This window comes from Syntrophobacterales bacterium, from assembly GCA_019429105.1.
Lineage (GTDB): Bacteria > Desulfobacterota > Syntrophia > Syntrophales > UBA5619 > DYTH01.
On the sequence record JAHYJE010000052.1, the window covers coordinates 1 to 16,038 of the forward strand.

Genomic DNA, 16,038 nt, shown 5'->3' on the forward strand with positions numbered 1-16,038 from the left:
CCGCGGCAATTTCCTGGCTGCGAAAGAAGAAGGCGGAGATGAAAAAGGCGGCGGCGCCGGTCACGACTGACAGGGAGAGATAGATCAGCCTTGTGTTAAAGGGATTGGCCGTGTTCCAAGGATAGATGAAATCAAGCGAAATTATCACCGCCAGCATTACGAGCGTGGAGAGACCGGTTCTGGCTAACGAGCGGTAGAAGTCTCGATCCAGAAACTCGCCAATGCGGATTCTCAGAATGACCCAGAGCATCGCGACATTAACCACAGAGGCAATTGATGTCGCCAGGGCGAGCCCCGCGTGCTTCAGCGGGAACATCAGGGCGAGGCTCAAAAGCGCGTTGACGAGCAGGGCGACGATCGCGGCCTTCATCGGCGATTTTGTGTCCTGGAGGGAGTAATGGGCCGCGACGATAATGCGAATGACGGAGAAGGCGGGGAGGCCGATACTGTAGCAGAGCAGCGCCCGCGAGGTCTGGATGGTCGAATTGAGATTGAATGCGCCTCTTTCAAAAAGCACCGAGATGATTGGAATGCGCAGGGCGATCAGCGCGATGGTTGCGGGAATCGTGATAAAAAGCAGCAGTCGGAGCGAAAAGGAAAGAGTTTTTTTGAGTTCAGCGAATTGTCCCCGGGAGACCTGTTCCGAGAAACTGGGCAAGGTTGCTGTGCCGACGGCGATCGCAAAGACCCCGAGCGGGAGTTCGACAATCCTGTCCGCATAGTAAAGAAAAGAGACGCTTCCCGTGGGCAGCAGCGATGCGAGAATCGTCCCGATGAAGATGTTTATCTGGTAGATGGCCGCGCCGAAGACGGCGGGGAGCATCAGCATGGCCACCCTTTTCAGTCCCGGATGGCGGAAGTGAAAATCAGCCTTCAGTTTGACCCCCAGGCGCAGGAGAAAGGGGACCTGCAATGCCAGTTGCAGGACGCCGCCGATCACAACGCCTGCGGCCAGCGCAACTATCGGGGGATCGAAAAGATTGCGAAGAAACAAGGCTGATAGAATGATCGAGATATTCAAAAGCACCGGGGCGATAGCCGGCGCTACGAAATGGCGGAGGGAATTGAGAATCCCCATACAAAGCGCGACAAGGGAGATGAAAAAGATATACGGGAACATCAGCCGGGTGAGGTAAACCGTCAGCTCGTAACGGGGCGGCGATTTGACAAAGCCAGGCGCCATTGCCGCTACAATCAGCGGGGAAAGGATGATCCCGGCAAGCGAAACGGCAACCAGCAGGATGGACAGGGCGGTGAAAGCGACGTTGGCGAGCCTCATCGCCTCTTCCCGGTTTTTCTTCTTCAGATAGTCAGTGAAAACCGGGACAAAAGAGACAGTCAGCGACCCCTCGGCGAGGAGCCGCCGCAGCAAATTCGGGATTCGGAAGGCGACAAAAAAGGCATCCGTGGCCAGGCCGGCGCCGAAGAGGCCGGCGACGATCATGTCCCGAAGAAACCCGAAAAGACGGGAAAGCAGCGTCGCCATCCCCACAACGCCTGCCGCCCGGACAACCTGAGAATTTTCTGAACGATTTTTATCAGACATGGAAAAGCTTCCCGAAAAAGATTTAATGGCCGCTTTTATCCCTCTTTATGACGGCGTGCCGTCTTGAGTGTTTCATTCGCCATTTTTAGTTGGCAGTTTTTCCAAGCGAGCGGCTATTTCCCCGCTGCTCTTTCCCGCTATGGCGATCGTCTTGGTGCGGGAGGCATGGCCGCTGACAATCGTCACCTGTCGTTTTTTTACGTCGAAAAAATCTGCAAGCACCCGGATGCATTCTTCATTTGCCTTGCCATCTACAGGGGGCGCCGTTATCCTGAGCTTGAGGGCATCATCCTGAACGCCAGCAAGCTCCGAACGGGATGCCCGCGGCACGACCCGGACATGGAAAAGAACGCCGTCTTCGGTTTTACTTAAGGGGATCATGAGGGGCTTCGTCAGCGCAAATAGTGGGAAAGCTGCAGCAGGCTCGATACCAGGAAGCTCTGCAGAAAGACGATTGCCAGCAGGATAACAAGCGGGGAAAAGTCCATTCCGCCTCCCCGCAGGGGAATCCGACGGCGGATCGGCGCCATCACCGGCTCTGTCAACTGATGGATAAGGCGGACGAGCGGATTGTAGGGATCGGGATTTACCCACGACAAGACCGCGCGGATAATTATAATCCACATATAGATATTGAGAAGAATATCCAGGATGCGGGCAATGGCCGCGATAAAATTACCAAGTATAAACATGTGGATGCTCCTTAAAAATATTTCAAGATTCAACTTGCTGTTTCGGCAGCGAATTTACGAAATCAGTCAGCGCAATATTGAATTCATTCGGGTTTTCCAGCATTGCAAAATGCCCCGCTGCCGGAATCAAGGCAAGCCTTGCCCCGGGAATGTGATCTTGCAGATACTCGGACAGGGCCGGGGGGGTCATCTTGTCTTCTGCCCCGCAGACAACCAGCGTCGGAACCCTTATCCCTTCAATGGCAGAGGTTAGCTCAAGTCTGTTGCAGGCGGTGAAATCGCCATGGATCGTTTCGCTCTTCGTTCGGGAAATAGCGTCCACGAGTTGCGCAGCGAATCTTGCTCGGTTGGCCTTGGTGATAGAGAATTTGGCGATGGCGGCGATAGTTTCGGCGGGGTTATTCTTCAAGCCGTCAAGAATAAGCGGATTGACCGGCATGCGGACGCCTCCGCCGACCGGGACAATGGCGGCGGCTTGGTCGCCGTATTTGGCCGCAAAGCTCAGGCAGATTGCCGCGCCCAGCGAATGGCCGATCAGAACCGGCTGGACGATGCCGACATTTTCTAAGAATTTCTCGACGAACGCGACGTAGGCAAATACATCCTGCTCCCCCGGCCCCTCCGATTTTCCGTGACCAGGAAGATCCAACGCGGCGATATTGAAGTCATTCGGCAAGGCGGCAAGCTGCTCATTCCAATCCTCGTGAGTGCCGCCTGAGCCGTGGATGAAAACAAGGGTTCGCCGCTGCGGGTAGAAACCCCCATCGTTGCCCCAGAAGGTGATTTTTCGTCCTTCCACATTTGCCTCGTTCAGCATAAGCAGTCCTTTATGAAATCAAGTCAATCAGGTTTCAGAAGATGAGCCGGGGGCAGTTGGGGGCGGCGTGTATTTCCTGCCCCCCAACTCGGCTGATCTTTTGGTCGCCTCTTCAACGACCGCGGAGATCATCTCCCTGAGTTTTCCGTCCTCCATCACCTTCAGGCCGGCAAGCGTGGTGCCGCCGGGGGTGGCGACCATCTTTCTGAACTCGGCGGGGGTCTTCTCCCCCTTCAGGCAGAGCTTTGCCGAGCCGATCAGGCTTTGGGCGATCAGCTTCAGTGAAACATCCCGGTCAAATCCCATTCGGACTCCCGCTTCGGCGAAGGCCTCGATAATGAAAAAGGCGTAGCCAGGACCGCTGCCGCTGAGCGCCGTGACTGCATCCATCAGTTCTTCCTTGACCTCTACGGTTATGCCGACGGCCTCAAAAATTCCCCGTGCCAACTGCATATCGTAAGCTGTGGCGAAAGAACCTCGGCAGAGAGCCGCCGCCCCTTCGCCGATCAGGGCGGGCATGTTCGGCATAACGCGAATGACCCGCACCCCTTTTCCCAAGCGCTCCTCGATAAAGGAGGTCGCAATCCCCGCCGCGATCGTGATGCAGGTCATCCCGGGCGCCAGTGAGGCGTCAAGCCCGGCGAGAACCTCCTCCATTTTCTGGGGCTTGACGGCCAGCAAGAGCACGTCGGCGCCGCGCAGCGCTTCGCGATTGTCGGTTGTAACCGATACCTTCAGTCTGTCGGCAAGCTCTTGCAGCCGCACCTCATCGGTATCTGCAACGGTCAAAGAGTGAGGATTTACGGCGCTCAGGGAAATTATTCCCTGCACCAGAGCCCCGCCCATTACCCCGCCGCCGATTACGGCGATTTTCTTTCCTTTTAACATCTTTTCCCCTTTTTAGTCGTTATCGTCGAATTCCTCAAAGACCTTTTTCAGTTTATTGAGAGGATCATCGAGGAGGGACTTCTCTTTTTTTTCAGTCTGTCTGTTTTTTGCAAACGCGCCTCTCGCTGCGGACTGGGTGGATATTACGCTTTTGGTGGGCGCCGGGGGAGGAGGTTTAACTGCCTCCGTTTCCTGCCTTTTTTCTTCGGGGGGGGCGGCGGCCGTGATTGTCATTGGCGCTGTGGTGGATGATAAGTCTGCCGGCGTCTTGCGGCGGCGGCGAGGACGGCGGCGGGATTTTTTCTTCGCCGGTTCGACTGCCGGTTCGAGTGCCGGTTCGATTTTCGGTTCGCTGCTTTCAGCAACAGCAATGGCGGCAACAGCCGCAGGTTTTTCGGTAGTCGTCGTCTCCTGTCGTTCAGGCGGCGCCTGAGGGGCCTTTTTCCCTGATCGGCTGGGTCGGCGCTTTTTCATGTCCGGCTTGGCTGGAAGCTTTGCCTCTTTTTGTTTTTCCTCTTCATGGCTATCGTTGCGGAAAATCTCCGGTTCCGTTTCTTCTTCAAGCCCCTCTGCCTCCGCCAGCTCTTCCGCCTCTTTGCTTTCTTTCTCCGCGGCGTCGGCATTTCTTGATTGAGCTGTTTCGGAAGGGAGCGGCAAGTCCCGCTTCGTCGCCTCAATTTTACACTCTTCCCAGGTCGCATCGTGGCTGCCGTAGATATGGATTGACAGGTCGTAATCTGCCTCCAGGCGGCTGATTTCTGCCCTTTTCTGGTTCTGCAAATAATCGGCTATCTCATTGTGTACGCTTGCCTTTATCTCGGCGGCCAGTCCCTTTACGGCCTGCGTCTCCACCTTGCGATAGGCGTTGAGCGCGATATATTCAAGGGAAGGACGCATCCCCCGGCCATGGCAGTAAGGACAGGCCGTGTAGCTTATCTCCTGGATGGTGGATTGCTTCTTCTGCCTGGAGAGTTCAAGTATCCCGAACTTGGAGATGTGGGCAAGCTGGATGCGCGACCGATCCATCGTCAAGGCCTTTTTGAAGGCCTTTTCCACCTCGGCGTTGTGCTTCTGGTCCATCATGTCGATGAAGTCGATGGCGATCAGCCCGCCCAGGTCGCGCAGGCGGAGCTGACGGGCAATCTCCTCCGCCGCTTCCAGATTGGTCTGGTAGGCGGTTTCCTCGACGTTGCGTTTATGGGAGCCCCGCCCGGAGTTGACGTCGATGGTGATCATCGCCTCGGTGGGGTTGATGATCAGATAGCCGCCTGATTTTAGATCGGCCCGTTCCTGGTAGATGACGCGAATCTGCTCTTCCAACTGGTGTTTGTCGAAAAGAGGCGTTTTTTCCTTGTCTAATTTTATTATCTTCAGATTACGGGGCGCAACCGCCTTGCAGTAGGTTTTCATCTGGCGGAACGTTTCTGCGTCGTCAACAAGAATTTCATCTATGTCGGTTGTGAAATAGTCCCTGAGCGAACGAACCCCGAAGGCGCTTTCCTGATATATCAAGGCCGGGGCGGCGAGTTCGGCGGCCTTTTTTTGGATTTCCGTCCACAACCGGAAGAGGTGCTGGTAATCGCGGGAAAGCTCCTGCTTGGTGCGGTTCATCCCGGCGGTTCTGACTATGAATCCCATTCCCTCTTCGGTTTTGATCTGTTCAATCAGCTCCTTGAGCCGCTTGCGATCATCCTCGTCTTCGATCTTCCGGGAGATGCCGCTGCTTTCCTTATTGGGAAGCATTACCAGATATCGTCCCGGCAGCGATATATATGATGTAAGAAGGGCGCCCTTGCGTTCGCTGACCTCCCGGAGCACCTGCACCAATATTTCCTGCCCCGGCTTGAGCGTCTGGCGCGGGCCTTCATGAGAGCCGTTAGTTTCCGCATAGTTGTTCGAGCTTACGTCCCGCAGCGGCAGGAATCCGTCCTTCTTGCCGCCGTAATTTACGAAAGCCGCCTGCAGCCCCCGTTCCACCTTCATCACGATCCCTTTGTAAAGATTCCCCGTTATCGGGTCCCGGACGGCCATCTGGATGTTGAATTCGACCAGTTTGCCGTCTTCCACGATCGCCATGCGCTTCTGCTCGGTGTGGACGGCGTTGATCAGCATTTTTTTACTCATACATGTCCTTTTCCTTAAGAGGTTATTTTTTGTGGCGGTCTGTACCCGGGTCGCAGCTTCGTGCGGCGTCCTCAAATCGCCTGTTTATTGTAGAAAGGCCGATACGTCGCCTTTTCCTTCTCGGAGCACCTCCGGTCCTTCCTCCAGAATGCTGATGACACTCGAAGGTTTGGCGACGATAATGCCGCCGTCGATGATCATATCTACCCTTTTGCCGAAGAGTTCTTCGATGATGCGCGGGTCGCTCAGCAGCTCCCCGTCTTCATCCTTGACGCTGGCGCTGATTATGGGCGAACCCAGCTCGGCGACAAGGGCCTGGCAGATGGGGTTGTCGGGGACCCGGATGCCCGTTGTCTGCCTTTTGGGCAGGATGGTTTTGGGCACTATCCGGGAGGCTTCGAGGACGAATGTGTAGGGCCCCGGAAGCAGGCGGCGCATGATTTTATAAGCCTCGTCGGTAACCCTTGCATAATGGCTGATGTCCTTGAGATCGGCGCAGACAAAGCTGAGCGGCTTTTTCCGGTCGCGCCGCTGGATTTCATAAATCCGGTCAATGCCCTTCTTGTTGAACAGATCGCACCCCATTCCATAGACCGTGTCGGTGGGATAGATGATGATCCCGCCCGCGCGAATCGTTTCCACCGCCCGGCGCACAAGCCGCAACTGGGGGTTCTGGTTGTTGATGGCGATCAGCATAAATTCAGCCCGTTCGAATAAATATCCCGATAATAGTTGGGTAATCTATCAGAAACAAAGGCGATGAGCAACCATAATTCATCGAGTATCCTCGGCAGGGACGAATGCCGTCATCAAAGCTTTATGCCCCGGCTTTACGAAGCCGAGCTCCAGGTTTTGTCGCTCCGGTACGACGTCGCGGCACAACACGCGGGCACATATTCAGCCACCGCAGCGCTTTGCAAATTTTACGCGATGGTAATACACTTTGTCATATTTCATTCCCCTCCTATGGAGGGGTGCCCGTCCGGGGTTGTTTTATTCCCCTCCTATGGAGGGGTGCCCGTCCGGGGTTGTTTTATTCCCCTCCTATGGAGGGGTGCCCGTCCGGGGTTGTTTTATTCCCCTCCTATGGAGGGGTGCCCGTCAGGGCGGGGTGGTTCTTTAAAAGTGCCAGAACTCCCTCCATATTATTCAACACATCCGCAACGCCAATATGAATCACGGTTAGGCCCAAGGATATCAAAAAATCATCTCTTTGTTTATCGTATTCTTCTTTGCCATCGTGTGACGAACCATCAATCTCAATAATGGCATTTTTTTCGGCACAATAAAAATCTACAATATAGTTGCCAATGATCTTCTGCCTATCAAAATCCAGCCCGTTAAGTTTGCCGGATTTAATTTGGCTCCAAAAAAGTGCTTCATGTAATATTCCCGCCTTGCGCAATTCTTTTGCGCGCCCGCGAAGTGCGGGATTATAGGGTAGGGACTTATATTTTTGTGTTGCTCTCATAATACCACCCCGTCAGACCACCCCGTCAGACCACCCCGTCAGACCACCCCGTCAGTCTTCGACTGACACCCCTCCGGAGGAGGGGAATTGTATTCCTTGCCGGAGGAGGGGATTCTTTAAATGTAAGCCGCTTGTTCCGGTAGTCGCACTGCTTCTTTCGCGCCTCCATCCCCGCCCCCCAGATAGACCATTCGCCATTTTACCCCGCGCTCATCCACCCGTTCCTGAAGAAGCTTTTCCTCAGCCCTAATTTCCTTAACGGTTTTCAGGTTTATCTGATTTTTTGCGTGCATATTTTCAGGACTGCTCCCCCAGATATTTCTGGAGCCGGTGCATCCCGGCGCGGATGTTCTCTACGGAGTTGGCGTAGGAAAAGCGCAAATAACCCTCGCAGTTTTGACCGAAATCGATCCCGGGGGCGACGCCGACGTGGGCCCGCTTCAGGATATCGAAGGCCATCTTGTACGAGTCATTGGAATATTTCTTGATGTTTCCGAGAATATAGAAGGCGCCGGTCGGCGCCACGCGGATGCCGAGCCCCATCTCGGAGAGTCTGCCGGTTATATATTTGCGGCGCTGATCATATATTTCCCTCATCCGGGTTACCTCCGGCCCCGCCTCGCGCAAGGCGGCAACCCCGGCCCACTGGACGAAGGCGTTGGCGGAGATGAAGAGATTCTGGATGATTTTCTGCATTGGCCGCACATAAGCCGGGGGGACAATCAGATAGCCGAGCCGCCAGCCGGTCATCGCGTAGGCCTTCGAGAAACCGTTCAAAACGAACGCATTATCGGTAAATTCCAGGATGCTGCGCTCTTTGCCCTCATAAACGAGACCGTGATAGATCTCATCGGAGATGACCGGAATGCCGAGGGCGGCGATCTCGGTCATCCGTTTTTCGCCGAGGATGTTGCCCGTCGGGTTGGAAGGGGAGTTAATCATTATCAGGCGGGTTTTGTCTGTCATTTTTCCCCGGATCGCGTCGGCTGACAGTTGAAAGCCGTCCTCTTCGTAAACCGGCACGTTGACAGGCGAGCCGCCAAAGAAACTGATCATGTTCGGATAGCAGGGATAATGCGGGTCAGAGATGATGACCTCGTTTCCCTGCTCGAGCAGGGTCGAAAAAAGCACCATCATTGCCGGCGAGGTGCCGGAGGCGACCAGCACCTGGTCGGGTGAAATGGCAACCCCGTATCTTGCCAGATAATGTTCGCAGATTGCCTCCCGGAGTTCGAGGAGTCCCAGGCTGTGGGTGTAGTGGGTCTGCCCGTCGCGCATCGCGCGCAGGCCCGCCTCTTTTATGCAGTCCGGCGTGTCGAAATCCGGTTCGCCGACTTCGAGATGAATTATATCCGTCCCGCTTCTCTCCATCCGCTGCGCTTCCTCGAGTACATCCATGACGATGAACGGAGGGATGTCCTGTGCCCTTTTTGCGATTGTATTTATCATAGCCTCTAAACCCCCGATCTTGATAATTAAAGTCTCTCTATTTGAGCCATTTTGCTCATTTTCACCCGGAAATGCAATCTCAACTTATTTAAACCATTACATCCAGTTTCCCTCCCCTTCAAGGAGAGGGTAGGGAGGGAATGGGTTCTCCCTTCAATTTTCATTCCCCCTTGTGACGGAGTGCCGTCAAAGGAGTTTCATGGGAAAGATGAGATGTCCAGTTTTTTCGAAAGTAAAAGCAGTTCTTCCGGATTGGTCAAATCACCTGTCAATTCTCTAACCTGGATAATCGGCAAGCGGGCGCGCGAGGCCAGATTTTCCCGCCAGCGCTGCTGGGCGCGGAACTTCTTTTCCAGAAAATCGGAACCTTCGCAGACCTCTTCAGCAAGAAGCTTGTTCATGATGTAGCCATTAACATTGATGCCGAAATCCGCCAGCGCCGCGGCGATCAACAGCGCCTGTTCTACCGGCAGGCGCTCCGGGTTCGCAACGATCCAGGCGGATGTCTCGTTTTTGAGCATCGTGATTACATCCTGCGTCAATTGCCGCCATTGGCCGATAAGTTCCAGCGGGTTGGCGTCTTTGAACAGGCCCTTGAACTTCAGGTAAATCTTCTGCGCGTCGGTCAGGTGCGCATAGAACAGCTTTTGCAGCTCCAGCAGCTTCAGCGTGGTCGAAGTCGGGGCCGCATCCCAGATAATGATGTCATATTTTCCGGACTGCTGAACGTCCAGCAGATAGGAGAGCATGAATTCCTCGTCAATGCCGGGCGCACCTTCGATATAGTCGAGGATGTCCCTCTCCACCGGCAAAAACGCGGAAAGGACGGTAAAGATGTCGTCGGCGAATTTTTCGTGCCAGAGTTTAAGCACAGCCTGGCGGGAAAGCTCGACGACGTCCAGATTTGGCGCCACCGTTACAGCCTGCTCCTGGAAATCACGGCCGAATATCTCTCCCAAAGATCCAGCCGGGTCGGTGGAAAGCAGCAGCGTGCGTCTCGTTTGCGCGTAACCGAGGGCGCAGGCGGTCGAAAGGGTTGTTTTTCCGACCCCTCCCTTGCCGGTGAAAAGCTGGATGGATGTTATTGTTTTGGGGGCTTGAAGGTTCATCTTATTGCATCTCCTTTTGATAATTTTATTCGAGACGTTTGTGGAAGCGCCTGATCGCTCCGGCAAAAACGACTATGCCGAGCCCGGCGAGCGCGGCGTACTGCTCCCACAGAACGTCTATTCCCACTCCCTTCAGGAAGACGCCGCGGATGATCACCAGAAAATAGCGCAGGGGGTTTAAGTATGTCAGCCACTGGACAATAACCGGCATGTTCGAGATCGGAAAGACGAACCCGGAGAGCATGAAAAACGGCAGCAGAAAGAAAAAGGTCGTCATCATCGCCTGCTGCTGCGTTTTCGAGACCGTCGAGATGAAAAGTCCGATGCCCAGCGTGCTCAATAGAAAGAGACAGGCGGCCAGGAAGAGGTTCACAACGCTGCCGGCAAGGGGGATGTCAAACCAGAAGATGGCGAGCGGCGTTATCACCACCGCCTGCCCCAGCGCGATGACGATATAGGGGATAGTTTTGCCGATGATCAGTTCGAGCGGCTTGATCGGGGTGACGATCAGTTGCTCCATCGTGCCGACCTCCTTTTCCCGGATAATGGCGATCGAGGTGAGCAGCATCGAGATCAGCATGATGATGAAGGCGAGGATGCCGGGGACGAAGAATTTCTGGCTGTCCGTGTTGGGGTTGTACCAGGTGCGGATGCGGGCGTCTATCCGTCCGTAGGAAAGATCGCGGTTGTAGAGCTCGTGGATCAGCGAGGCGTTGAAGCGGTCGACAACCGTTGACAGATAAGCGAGCCGGACAGCGGCCATGTTGCTCATCCCGCCATCCGCCAGTACCTGGATATTGGCGGTTTTTCCCCGGCGGATCAGGCTGCTGAAGTCGGGAGGGATCCGGATTCCGAGGTCGGCTTTGCCATCCAGAAACAGCTTTTCCATATCTGTTACAGAGGCGGGGATGCTGGTAATTTTGAAGACGCCGCCGGCCGTCAGGGAGTCGAGCAAAAGCCGGCTCTCCCTGGTCTTAGCCTCGTCAATCAGGGAGACGCGGATATTTTTTATATCGTAATTAACCACATAGCCGAAAACCAGAAGCTGGATAAGCGGCGTCATGACGATGATCGAGCGGACCGTCCTGTCGCGGAAAAGCTGAATGAATTCCTTGCGGACCATTTCCCGGATGCGAAGCCAGCCCATCGTCAGAACCCCTCTTTCCTTAAAACGAGATAATTGAGCAGCGCCAGCAGGGACGACATCGCCAGCAGAACCAGCAGGTCGGGCCAGAGGTGGGCAAAGCCAAGGTTTTTCAGATAGATGCCGGAGAGAATGTCGATGTAATAGGTAGCCGGGACGATCTTTGTTACTGCCTGCAGAATCACCGGCATGTTGGTTACCGGAAAAACGAAATTGGAAAGGAGGATGGACGGCAGGTAGGTAATCAGGATCGCCGTCTGATTCGCCGTCATCTGCGATTTTGTCACCGACGAGATCAAGAGCCCCAGAGTGAGCGCGACGGCGATGTAGAGCGAAGAGGCGAGAATCATCAGCCAGAAGCTCGCCTTCATGACGATCCCGAAGAGCATCTGCCCCATCAGCACCGCGACAAGAACGTCCGTCAAGGCGATAAGAAAGTAGGGGGCGGCCTTGCCGAGGAGAAATTCCCCCGCCCCGATCGGCAGGGAGCGGATCGTTTCCATTGTCCCGTTTTCATATTCCCGGGCAATAACCAGCGAGGTTAAGAGGGCCGCGACGATAATGACAATGATCGCAATGATGCCGGGGATGATGAAGTTGCGGCTTTCCATCTCCTCGTTGAACCAGACGCGGATCTGCGGATTGACGGGGGGTTTGATCTTTTGCATCCCGCGCCGGTCGAGAAAAGCGGCCAGCAGGTTGCCGTTGTAGCGGGCGATAAAGCCGCTGATGTAGGAGTTGGAAATGCCTGCGAAATTGGGGTCGCTGCCGTCGATAATTACCTGCATGGAGGTCTTCCGGTCCGCCCGGAGGTTGGCAGTCCAGCCGACGGGGATGACGATGGCCAAACGCGCCCGGCCGTGGTCGAGGGCGTCGGTCACCGCTTGCATGCTGTCGGCCCGTTCAATAATCTGAAAATAGGGGCTGGCTTCGAGGCCTCTGATAAAATCCCGGCTCAGATCGGTTTTTTCGCGATCGACAACGATCGTTTCGATATTGTTCACGTCGAGGCTGAGCGCGTAACCGAACAGCAGGATCAAGAGCAGAGGGATCGCGAAGGCCAGATAGAGGCTGCGGAAATCCCGGAGCAGATGGTAAAACTCCTTGCGGGCGATCGCTGTGATGTTTTTTGTCTTCATATTTTAATCAGAAATGGGTCTAAAACCCTTTAATTTATTCCTGTTTTATCAACTTGATAAACGCGTCGTTCAAGTCTGCATCCGGTTTTTCCGGGCAGGCGCCGCGGACGATCTCGGCCGGACTGCCCGAGGCGACGATACGTCCCTCGTTGATCAGGACAATGCGGCCGCAGTTGCCGGCCTCATCCATGTAGTGCGTCGTGACGAAGATGGTTATTCCCTCGGCGGCAAGCTGGCGGATGAAGTCCCAAAAATGGCGTCGGGAAAGCGGGTCAACACCGGAGGTCGGCTCGTCGAGAAAGAGAATCCGGGGGCGGTGGATAAGCGAGCAGCCGAGGGCGAGCCTTTGCCGCAAGCCCGGCGGGAGTTCTCTGGTCAGCCGGTTGCGCTCGGCGGTGAGCTGCGTCATTTCAAGCACCCAGGAGATCCTCTGCGCCCATTCCTTTTCGGGCACGCTGTAGATGCCCAGATAGAAACGGATGTTCTCAAATGGGGTCAGATCCTCGTAGAGGGAGAATTTCTGCGACATGTAGCCGATCGAGTGTTTGATTTCTTCCGTCTGTGTCACGATGTCATAGCCGGCAACGGTTGCCTTTCCCGAGGTTGGCGCGATAAGCCCGCAGAGCATGCGGATGGTCGTCGATTTCCCCGAACCGTTCGCCCCGAGGAAGCCGAATATCTCGCCCTTGTAAACGGAAAAAGAGATCCCGGCGACGGCGGTGAACTCGCCGAAGCGCTTTTCCAGCCCTTCCACGATAATTGCCGCTTTGCCGTTATCAACGGAGGCTGTCATTGCGGCATTTTCTCCACGTTGAACGCGTTTTGGGCAAGGTCTAGTTCCACCTCCCTGATTTTAGCGATGATCGCCTCTTCGAGGTTGGTGAAACCATGGCGGATTTCCGCCGGCGCCGCCGTTTGCAGAAGCTTCCCCCGATGCATTAGCCCGATCCTGTCGCACCTCTCGCCCTCGTCGAGGTAGGCCGTGGAAACGAGGATCGTCATCCCTTTGGCCCGCATCCTGCCGAGGATTTCCCAGAATTCCTGACGGGAGACCGGATCGACGCCGTTGGTCGGCTCATCGAGGATAAGAAGCCGCGGTTCGTGGACGAGCACGCAGGCAAGCCCCAGCTTCTGCTTCATGCCGCCGGAGAGCTTTCCCGCCGGCCGGTCGGTGAAGGGCAGCAGGTTCGAAAAACCGAGGTAAAGCGCCTTGCGCGCCTTCCTCTCCGCGCCGTAAATCCCGAAGATATCCAGGAAAAAATCGATATTCTCTGCGACGGTCAGATCCTGGTAAAGCCCGAAGCGCTGCGGCATGTAGCCGATGAGACTCTTGATGCGCGCCCGGTCGGAGACAGTGTCGAGGCCGTCGATCGTGATGTTTCCTTCAGTCGGATTGAGCATCGTTGCCGCCATGCGCAGCAGCGTCGATTTTCCCGCGCCGTCGGAGCCGACCAGACCGAAGATGCCCCCGCTTTCGAACTCCAGCGATACGTCCTGCACTGCCGCCGTCGCCGCGAAGCGGTACGAGACATGTTTGGCGGAGAACAGGGACGATAGATAGGGCTCAGACCCCTCCCCTATTTTAGCGGAGGCGGGCATCGGCGGGCATTCCTGATTTCAATTCCAGGCGGGGATTGGGGATGGAGATTTTGACAAGGTAAACGAGTTTCACCCGCTCCTTCTTGGTCTGGATGATTTTGGGGGTGAATTCACCCTCCGGGGAGATGAAAGTTACCGTTCCCGCAAAGGTTTTACCGGGGAACGTGTCGATGACGACAGAGGCCTTCTGCCCCGGCTTAACCTTGCCGATCTCGGTTTCGTCAACGAAGATCTTCAGATCCACCCTCGATAAATCGGCGAGAGTCAGCGCCTCCTCGCCGGGGGCGATCACCTCGCCCGGCTCCACGCTTCTGCTGGTGACGATGCCCGGTCCGGGCGCCTTCAATTTCGCGTATTCGAGCTGAATCTGCATCTGGGCGAGGGCGGCCTGGGCGGCTTGGGCGGCTGCTCCCGCCGCCTCAACCTCCTTTTGCGCGGCCTTTATCCGCGGCAGGTTGCTTTTTGCCTGATTCAGGGCGGCTCTGCCCTCTTCCAGCCTCGCCTCGGCGGCGCGGATCGTTTCGGCGCGGCTTCCTTCGCGGGCAAGATCGTACGTCTCTTTACTGCGTTCGTATTCCGAAAGCGTTGTTTCGTAGCGCAGGCGGACGGCATCCCGTTCCTTTTCCGAGATCGTTCCCTTCGCAAACAGTGCGTCATAGCGGGCAAGGTTCTTCTTCGCGTCGGCAAGGAAGAGGCCCGCGCTCTGCATGGCCTGCTTTGCCCGCTCGATATCCTGTTTTCTGACGCCGGCCCTGACTTCGTCAAGCTGTGCCTGCAGCGCTTGCACCCCCGCTTCGGCCCGGGCGATTTCGGCGGGGATCGTCGTCTGATAAACCCTCAAAATTGCCTCTGCCTGCTCACGGCCCTTCAGCGCTTTTTCCCGGGTGGCCTTTGCCTGTTCGAGACGGGCGATAAACTCCGCCGGCTCCAGTTCGGCCAGAACGTCATCCTTGGCCACGGTCTCCCCCTCGCGCACCGCTACCCGGAGTAACCTTCCTCCCGTCTGAAAGGACAGGTGGGTCTGAGTCGCCTCAATGGTTCCGGAGTAGAACAGCTCCCCGTCCCGCGCTTTTTTCTGGCCGTAATAGACGAAGAAAGCCGCTCCCAAAAACAGCAGCAGAAAGATGACAATGGCCCGTTTTTTATGAACATTAAACTTCGTTTTCAGTTTGAGGCCTCCTCTTCTTTTCTCAAAGCCTGCTTATTTCTCCGTGCTCCTCCATACTCGGATGGACATGGATCATGATGTCGCCGACGCGGGGAAATCGCTCGAAAATCAGTTTTCTCACCTGGTTCCCGATTCCGTGAGATTCTTGAACCGTCAGTTGCGGATTCATATCCAGCTTCAGATCGACGATCAGATTTTGCCCGGAGCGTCTGATCCGCACCTCGTTGACGCAATCAACGCCGGGAACGCAGGCGGCGGCATCTGTTATAGCCGTGATTATTCCTTCCGGGGGCTGTCCGTCCATCAGATCGTTCGAGGCGTTTCTGAGTGTTTGCCAGCCGATATGAAAGATGAATAGCGCGGTAAGACCGGCGGCAATCGGGTCGAGCAATAAGAAGCCGAGATATGCCCCGCCGACGCCAACGAGGGTCGCAATCGAGGTGAGGGCATCCTTGCGATGGTCCGTCGCGATCGCTTCGAGCGTCGGGCTGTCAGTTTTTTTGGCGATGCGCCGGGTATAGCGAAACAGGGTTTCCTTGATGGCAATGGTGATAACGGCAGCAGCAACGGCGATTAAGCCCGGCTTTCCGTAATCTTTTTCGACGATCGTAGTAATTGCCCCGTATAAAATGCCGCCGCCAGTCGCCAGAATCACCAGCGAAATGAAGAAGGCGGCGATGCTCTCCGCCTTGCCGTGGCCGTAGGGGTGGTCATCGTCAAAGGGTTTGCTGCCGATCTTCAGCGCCGCCATCCCGGCTGCCATCGCCAGCAGGTCGGTCGCGCTTTCCAGCCCGTCGGCAAACACCGCCTCGGAATGGCCGAAATGGCCGGACAGCAGCTTTACGACCATCAGAACTACATTGATCCAGAGACCGATAGTGATGGCCCTGCC

The 16,038-nt window shown here is 55.7% G+C and carries 17 protein-coding genes; all 17 read right to left on the reverse strand.

What is annotated here, in order from left to right; translation table 11 throughout:
* Positions 1-1,546, reverse strand: a 1,546-nt coding sequence (murJ, locus tag K0B01_13285; GenBank protein MBW6487113.1) for a murein biosynthesis integral membrane protein MurJ, incomplete at its 3' end; no start/stop codon positions are given.
* Between the two features lie 72 nt (positions 1,547-1,618).
* Positions 1,619-1,927: a DUF167 domain-containing protein gene (locus K0B01_13290; protein MBW6487114.1), complete on the reverse strand. Its 309-nt coding sequence runs from the start codon at positions 1,925-1,927 to the stop codon at positions 1,619-1,621.
* An 11-nt stretch (positions 1,928-1,938) separates the two neighbouring features.
* Complete coding sequence (locus K0B01_13295) at positions 1,939-2,238, reverse strand: YggT family protein (protein ID MBW6487115.1); 300 nt, start codon at positions 2,236-2,238, stop codon at positions 1,939-1,941.
* 22 nt (positions 2,239-2,260) lie between these two features.
* Positions 2,261-3,055 carry an alpha/beta hydrolase gene (locus K0B01_13300; GenBank protein ID MBW6487116.1) on the reverse strand — a complete coding sequence of 265 codons (795 nt, stop codon included), beginning with the start codon at positions 3,053-3,055 and terminating at the stop codon, positions 2,261-2,263.
* A 27-nt stretch (positions 3,056-3,082) separates the two neighbouring features.
* Positions 3,083-3,943, reverse strand: coding sequence for a pyrroline-5-carboxylate reductase (proC, locus tag K0B01_13305; GenBank protein MBW6487117.1), 861 nt, complete (start codon positions 3,941-3,943; stop codon positions 3,083-3,085).
* A 12-nt stretch (positions 3,944-3,955) separates the two neighbouring features.
* Positions 3,956-6,067, reverse strand: coding sequence for an Rne/Rng family ribonuclease (locus tag K0B01_13310; protein ID MBW6487118.1), 2,112 nt, complete (start codon positions 6,065-6,067; stop codon positions 3,956-3,958).
* 84 nt (positions 6,068-6,151) lie between these two features.
* Entirely contained in the window at positions 6,152-6,763 is a 612-nt protein-coding gene (locus K0B01_13315; protein MBW6487119.1) for a threonylcarbamoyl-AMP synthase, read from the reverse strand.
* A 388-nt stretch (positions 6,764-7,151) separates the two neighbouring features.
* A complete protein-coding gene (locus K0B01_13320) occupies positions 7,152-7,538 on the reverse strand; it encodes an endonuclease domain-containing protein (GenBank protein MBW6487120.1) in 387 nt (128 codons plus the stop codon).
* A 116-nt stretch (positions 7,539-7,654) separates the two neighbouring features.
* Positions 7,655-7,831 carry a hypothetical protein gene (locus K0B01_13325; GenBank protein ID MBW6487121.1) on the reverse strand — a complete coding sequence of 59 codons (177 nt, stop codon included), beginning with the start codon at positions 7,829-7,831 and terminating at the stop codon, positions 7,655-7,657.
* Positions 7,832-7,835: 4 nt separating this feature from the next.
* A complete protein-coding gene (locus K0B01_13330) occupies positions 7,836-8,987 on the reverse strand; it encodes a pyridoxal phosphate-dependent aminotransferase (protein ID MBW6487122.1) in 1,152 nt (383 codons plus the stop codon).
* Between the two features lie 197 nt (positions 8,988-9,184).
* A complete protein-coding gene (locus tag K0B01_13335; GenBank protein ID MBW6487123.1) occupies positions 9,185-10,096 on the reverse strand; it encodes an ArsA family ATPase in 912 nt (303 codons plus the stop codon).
* Between the two features lie 25 nt (positions 10,097-10,121).
* Complete coding sequence (locus tag K0B01_13340) at positions 10,122-11,243, reverse strand: ABC transporter permease (protein ID MBW6487124.1); 1,122 nt, start codon at positions 11,241-11,243, stop codon at positions 10,122-10,124.
* A 2-nt stretch (positions 11,244-11,245) separates the two neighbouring features.
* Complete coding sequence (locus K0B01_13345; protein ID MBW6487125.1) at positions 11,246-12,379, reverse strand: ABC transporter permease; 1,134 nt, start codon at positions 12,377-12,379, stop codon at positions 11,246-11,248.
* 34 nt (positions 12,380-12,413) lie between these two features.
* The gene (locus K0B01_13350; protein ID MBW6487126.1) at positions 12,414-13,172 is read right to left on the reverse strand and encodes an ABC transporter ATP-binding protein; all 759 of its coding nucleotides are present in this window, start codon (positions 13,170-13,172) and stop codon (positions 12,414-12,416) included.
* Positions 13,169-13,978 carry an ABC transporter ATP-binding protein gene (locus tag K0B01_13355; GenBank protein ID MBW6487127.1) on the reverse strand — a complete coding sequence of 270 codons (810 nt, stop codon included), beginning with the start codon at positions 13,976-13,978 and terminating at the stop codon, positions 13,169-13,171. The genes K0B01_13350 and K0B01_13355 overlap by 4 nt, the downstream gene beginning before the upstream one ends.
* Positions 13,962-15,086 (reverse strand): efflux RND transporter periplasmic adaptor subunit, encoded by a 1,125-nt coding sequence (locus K0B01_13360; GenBank protein ID MBW6487128.1) that lies wholly within the window; start codon positions 15,084-15,086, stop codon positions 13,962-13,964. Before K0B01_13360 ends, K0B01_13355 begins: the two co-directional genes overlap by 17 nt.
* An 82-nt stretch (positions 15,087-15,168) precedes the next feature.
* Positions 15,169-16,038: cation diffusion facilitator family transporter (locus K0B01_13365; GenBank protein MBW6487129.1), on the reverse strand; the 870-nt coding region annotated here is incomplete at its 5' end.

Bases quoted from the DNA above. Each gene is read 5' to 3' on its own strand.
- K0B01_13290 (MBW6487114.1), bottom strand. From the start codon at position 1,927: ATGATCCCCTTAAGTAAAACCGAAGACGGCGTTCTTTTCCATGTCCGG.
- K0B01_13295 (MBW6487115.1), bottom strand. From the start codon at position 2,238: ATGTTTATACTTGGTAATTTTATCGCGGCCATTGCCCGCATCCTGGAT.
- K0B01_13300 (MBW6487116.1), bottom strand. From the start codon at position 3,055: ATGCTGAACGAGGCAAATGTGGAAGGACGAAAAATCACCTTCTGGGGC.
- proC (MBW6487117.1), bottom strand. From the start codon at position 3,943: ATGTTAAAAGGAAAGAAAATCGCCGTAATCGGCGGCGGGGTAATGGGC.
- K0B01_13310 (MBW6487118.1), bottom strand. From the start codon at position 6,067: ATGAGTAAAAAAATGCTGATCAACGCCGTCCACACCGAGCAGAAGCGC.
- K0B01_13315 (MBW6487119.1), bottom strand. From the start codon at position 6,763: ATGCTGATCGCCATCAACAACCAGAACCCCCAGTTGCGGCTTGTGCGC.
- K0B01_13320 (MBW6487120.1), bottom strand. From the start codon at position 7,538: ATGAGAGCAACACAAAAATATAAGTCCCTACCCTATAATCCCGCACTT.
- K0B01_13325 (MBW6487121.1), bottom strand. From the start codon at position 7,831: ATGCACGCAAAAAATCAGATAAACCTGAAAACCGTTAAGGAAATTAGG.
- K0B01_13330 (MBW6487122.1), bottom strand. From the start codon at position 8,987: ATGATAAATACAATCGCAAAAAGGGCACAGGACATCCCTCCGTTCATC.
- K0B01_13335 (MBW6487123.1), bottom strand. From the start codon at position 10,096: ATGAACCTTCAAGCCCCCAAAACAATAACATCCATCCAGCTTTTCACC.
- K0B01_13340 (MBW6487124.1), bottom strand. From the start codon at position 11,243: ATGGGCTGGCTTCGCATCCGGGAAATGGTCCGCAAGGAATTCATTCAG.
- K0B01_13345 (MBW6487125.1), bottom strand. From the start codon at position 12,379: ATGAAGACAAAAAACATCACAGCGATCGCCCGCAAGGAGTTTTACCAT.
- K0B01_13350 (MBW6487126.1), bottom strand. From the start codon at position 13,172: ATGACAGCCTCCGTTGATAACGGCAAAGCGGCAATTATCGTGGAAGGG.
- K0B01_13355 (MBW6487127.1), bottom strand. From the start codon at position 13,978: ATGCCCGCCTCCGCTAAAATAGGGGAGGGGTCTGAGCCCTATCTATCG.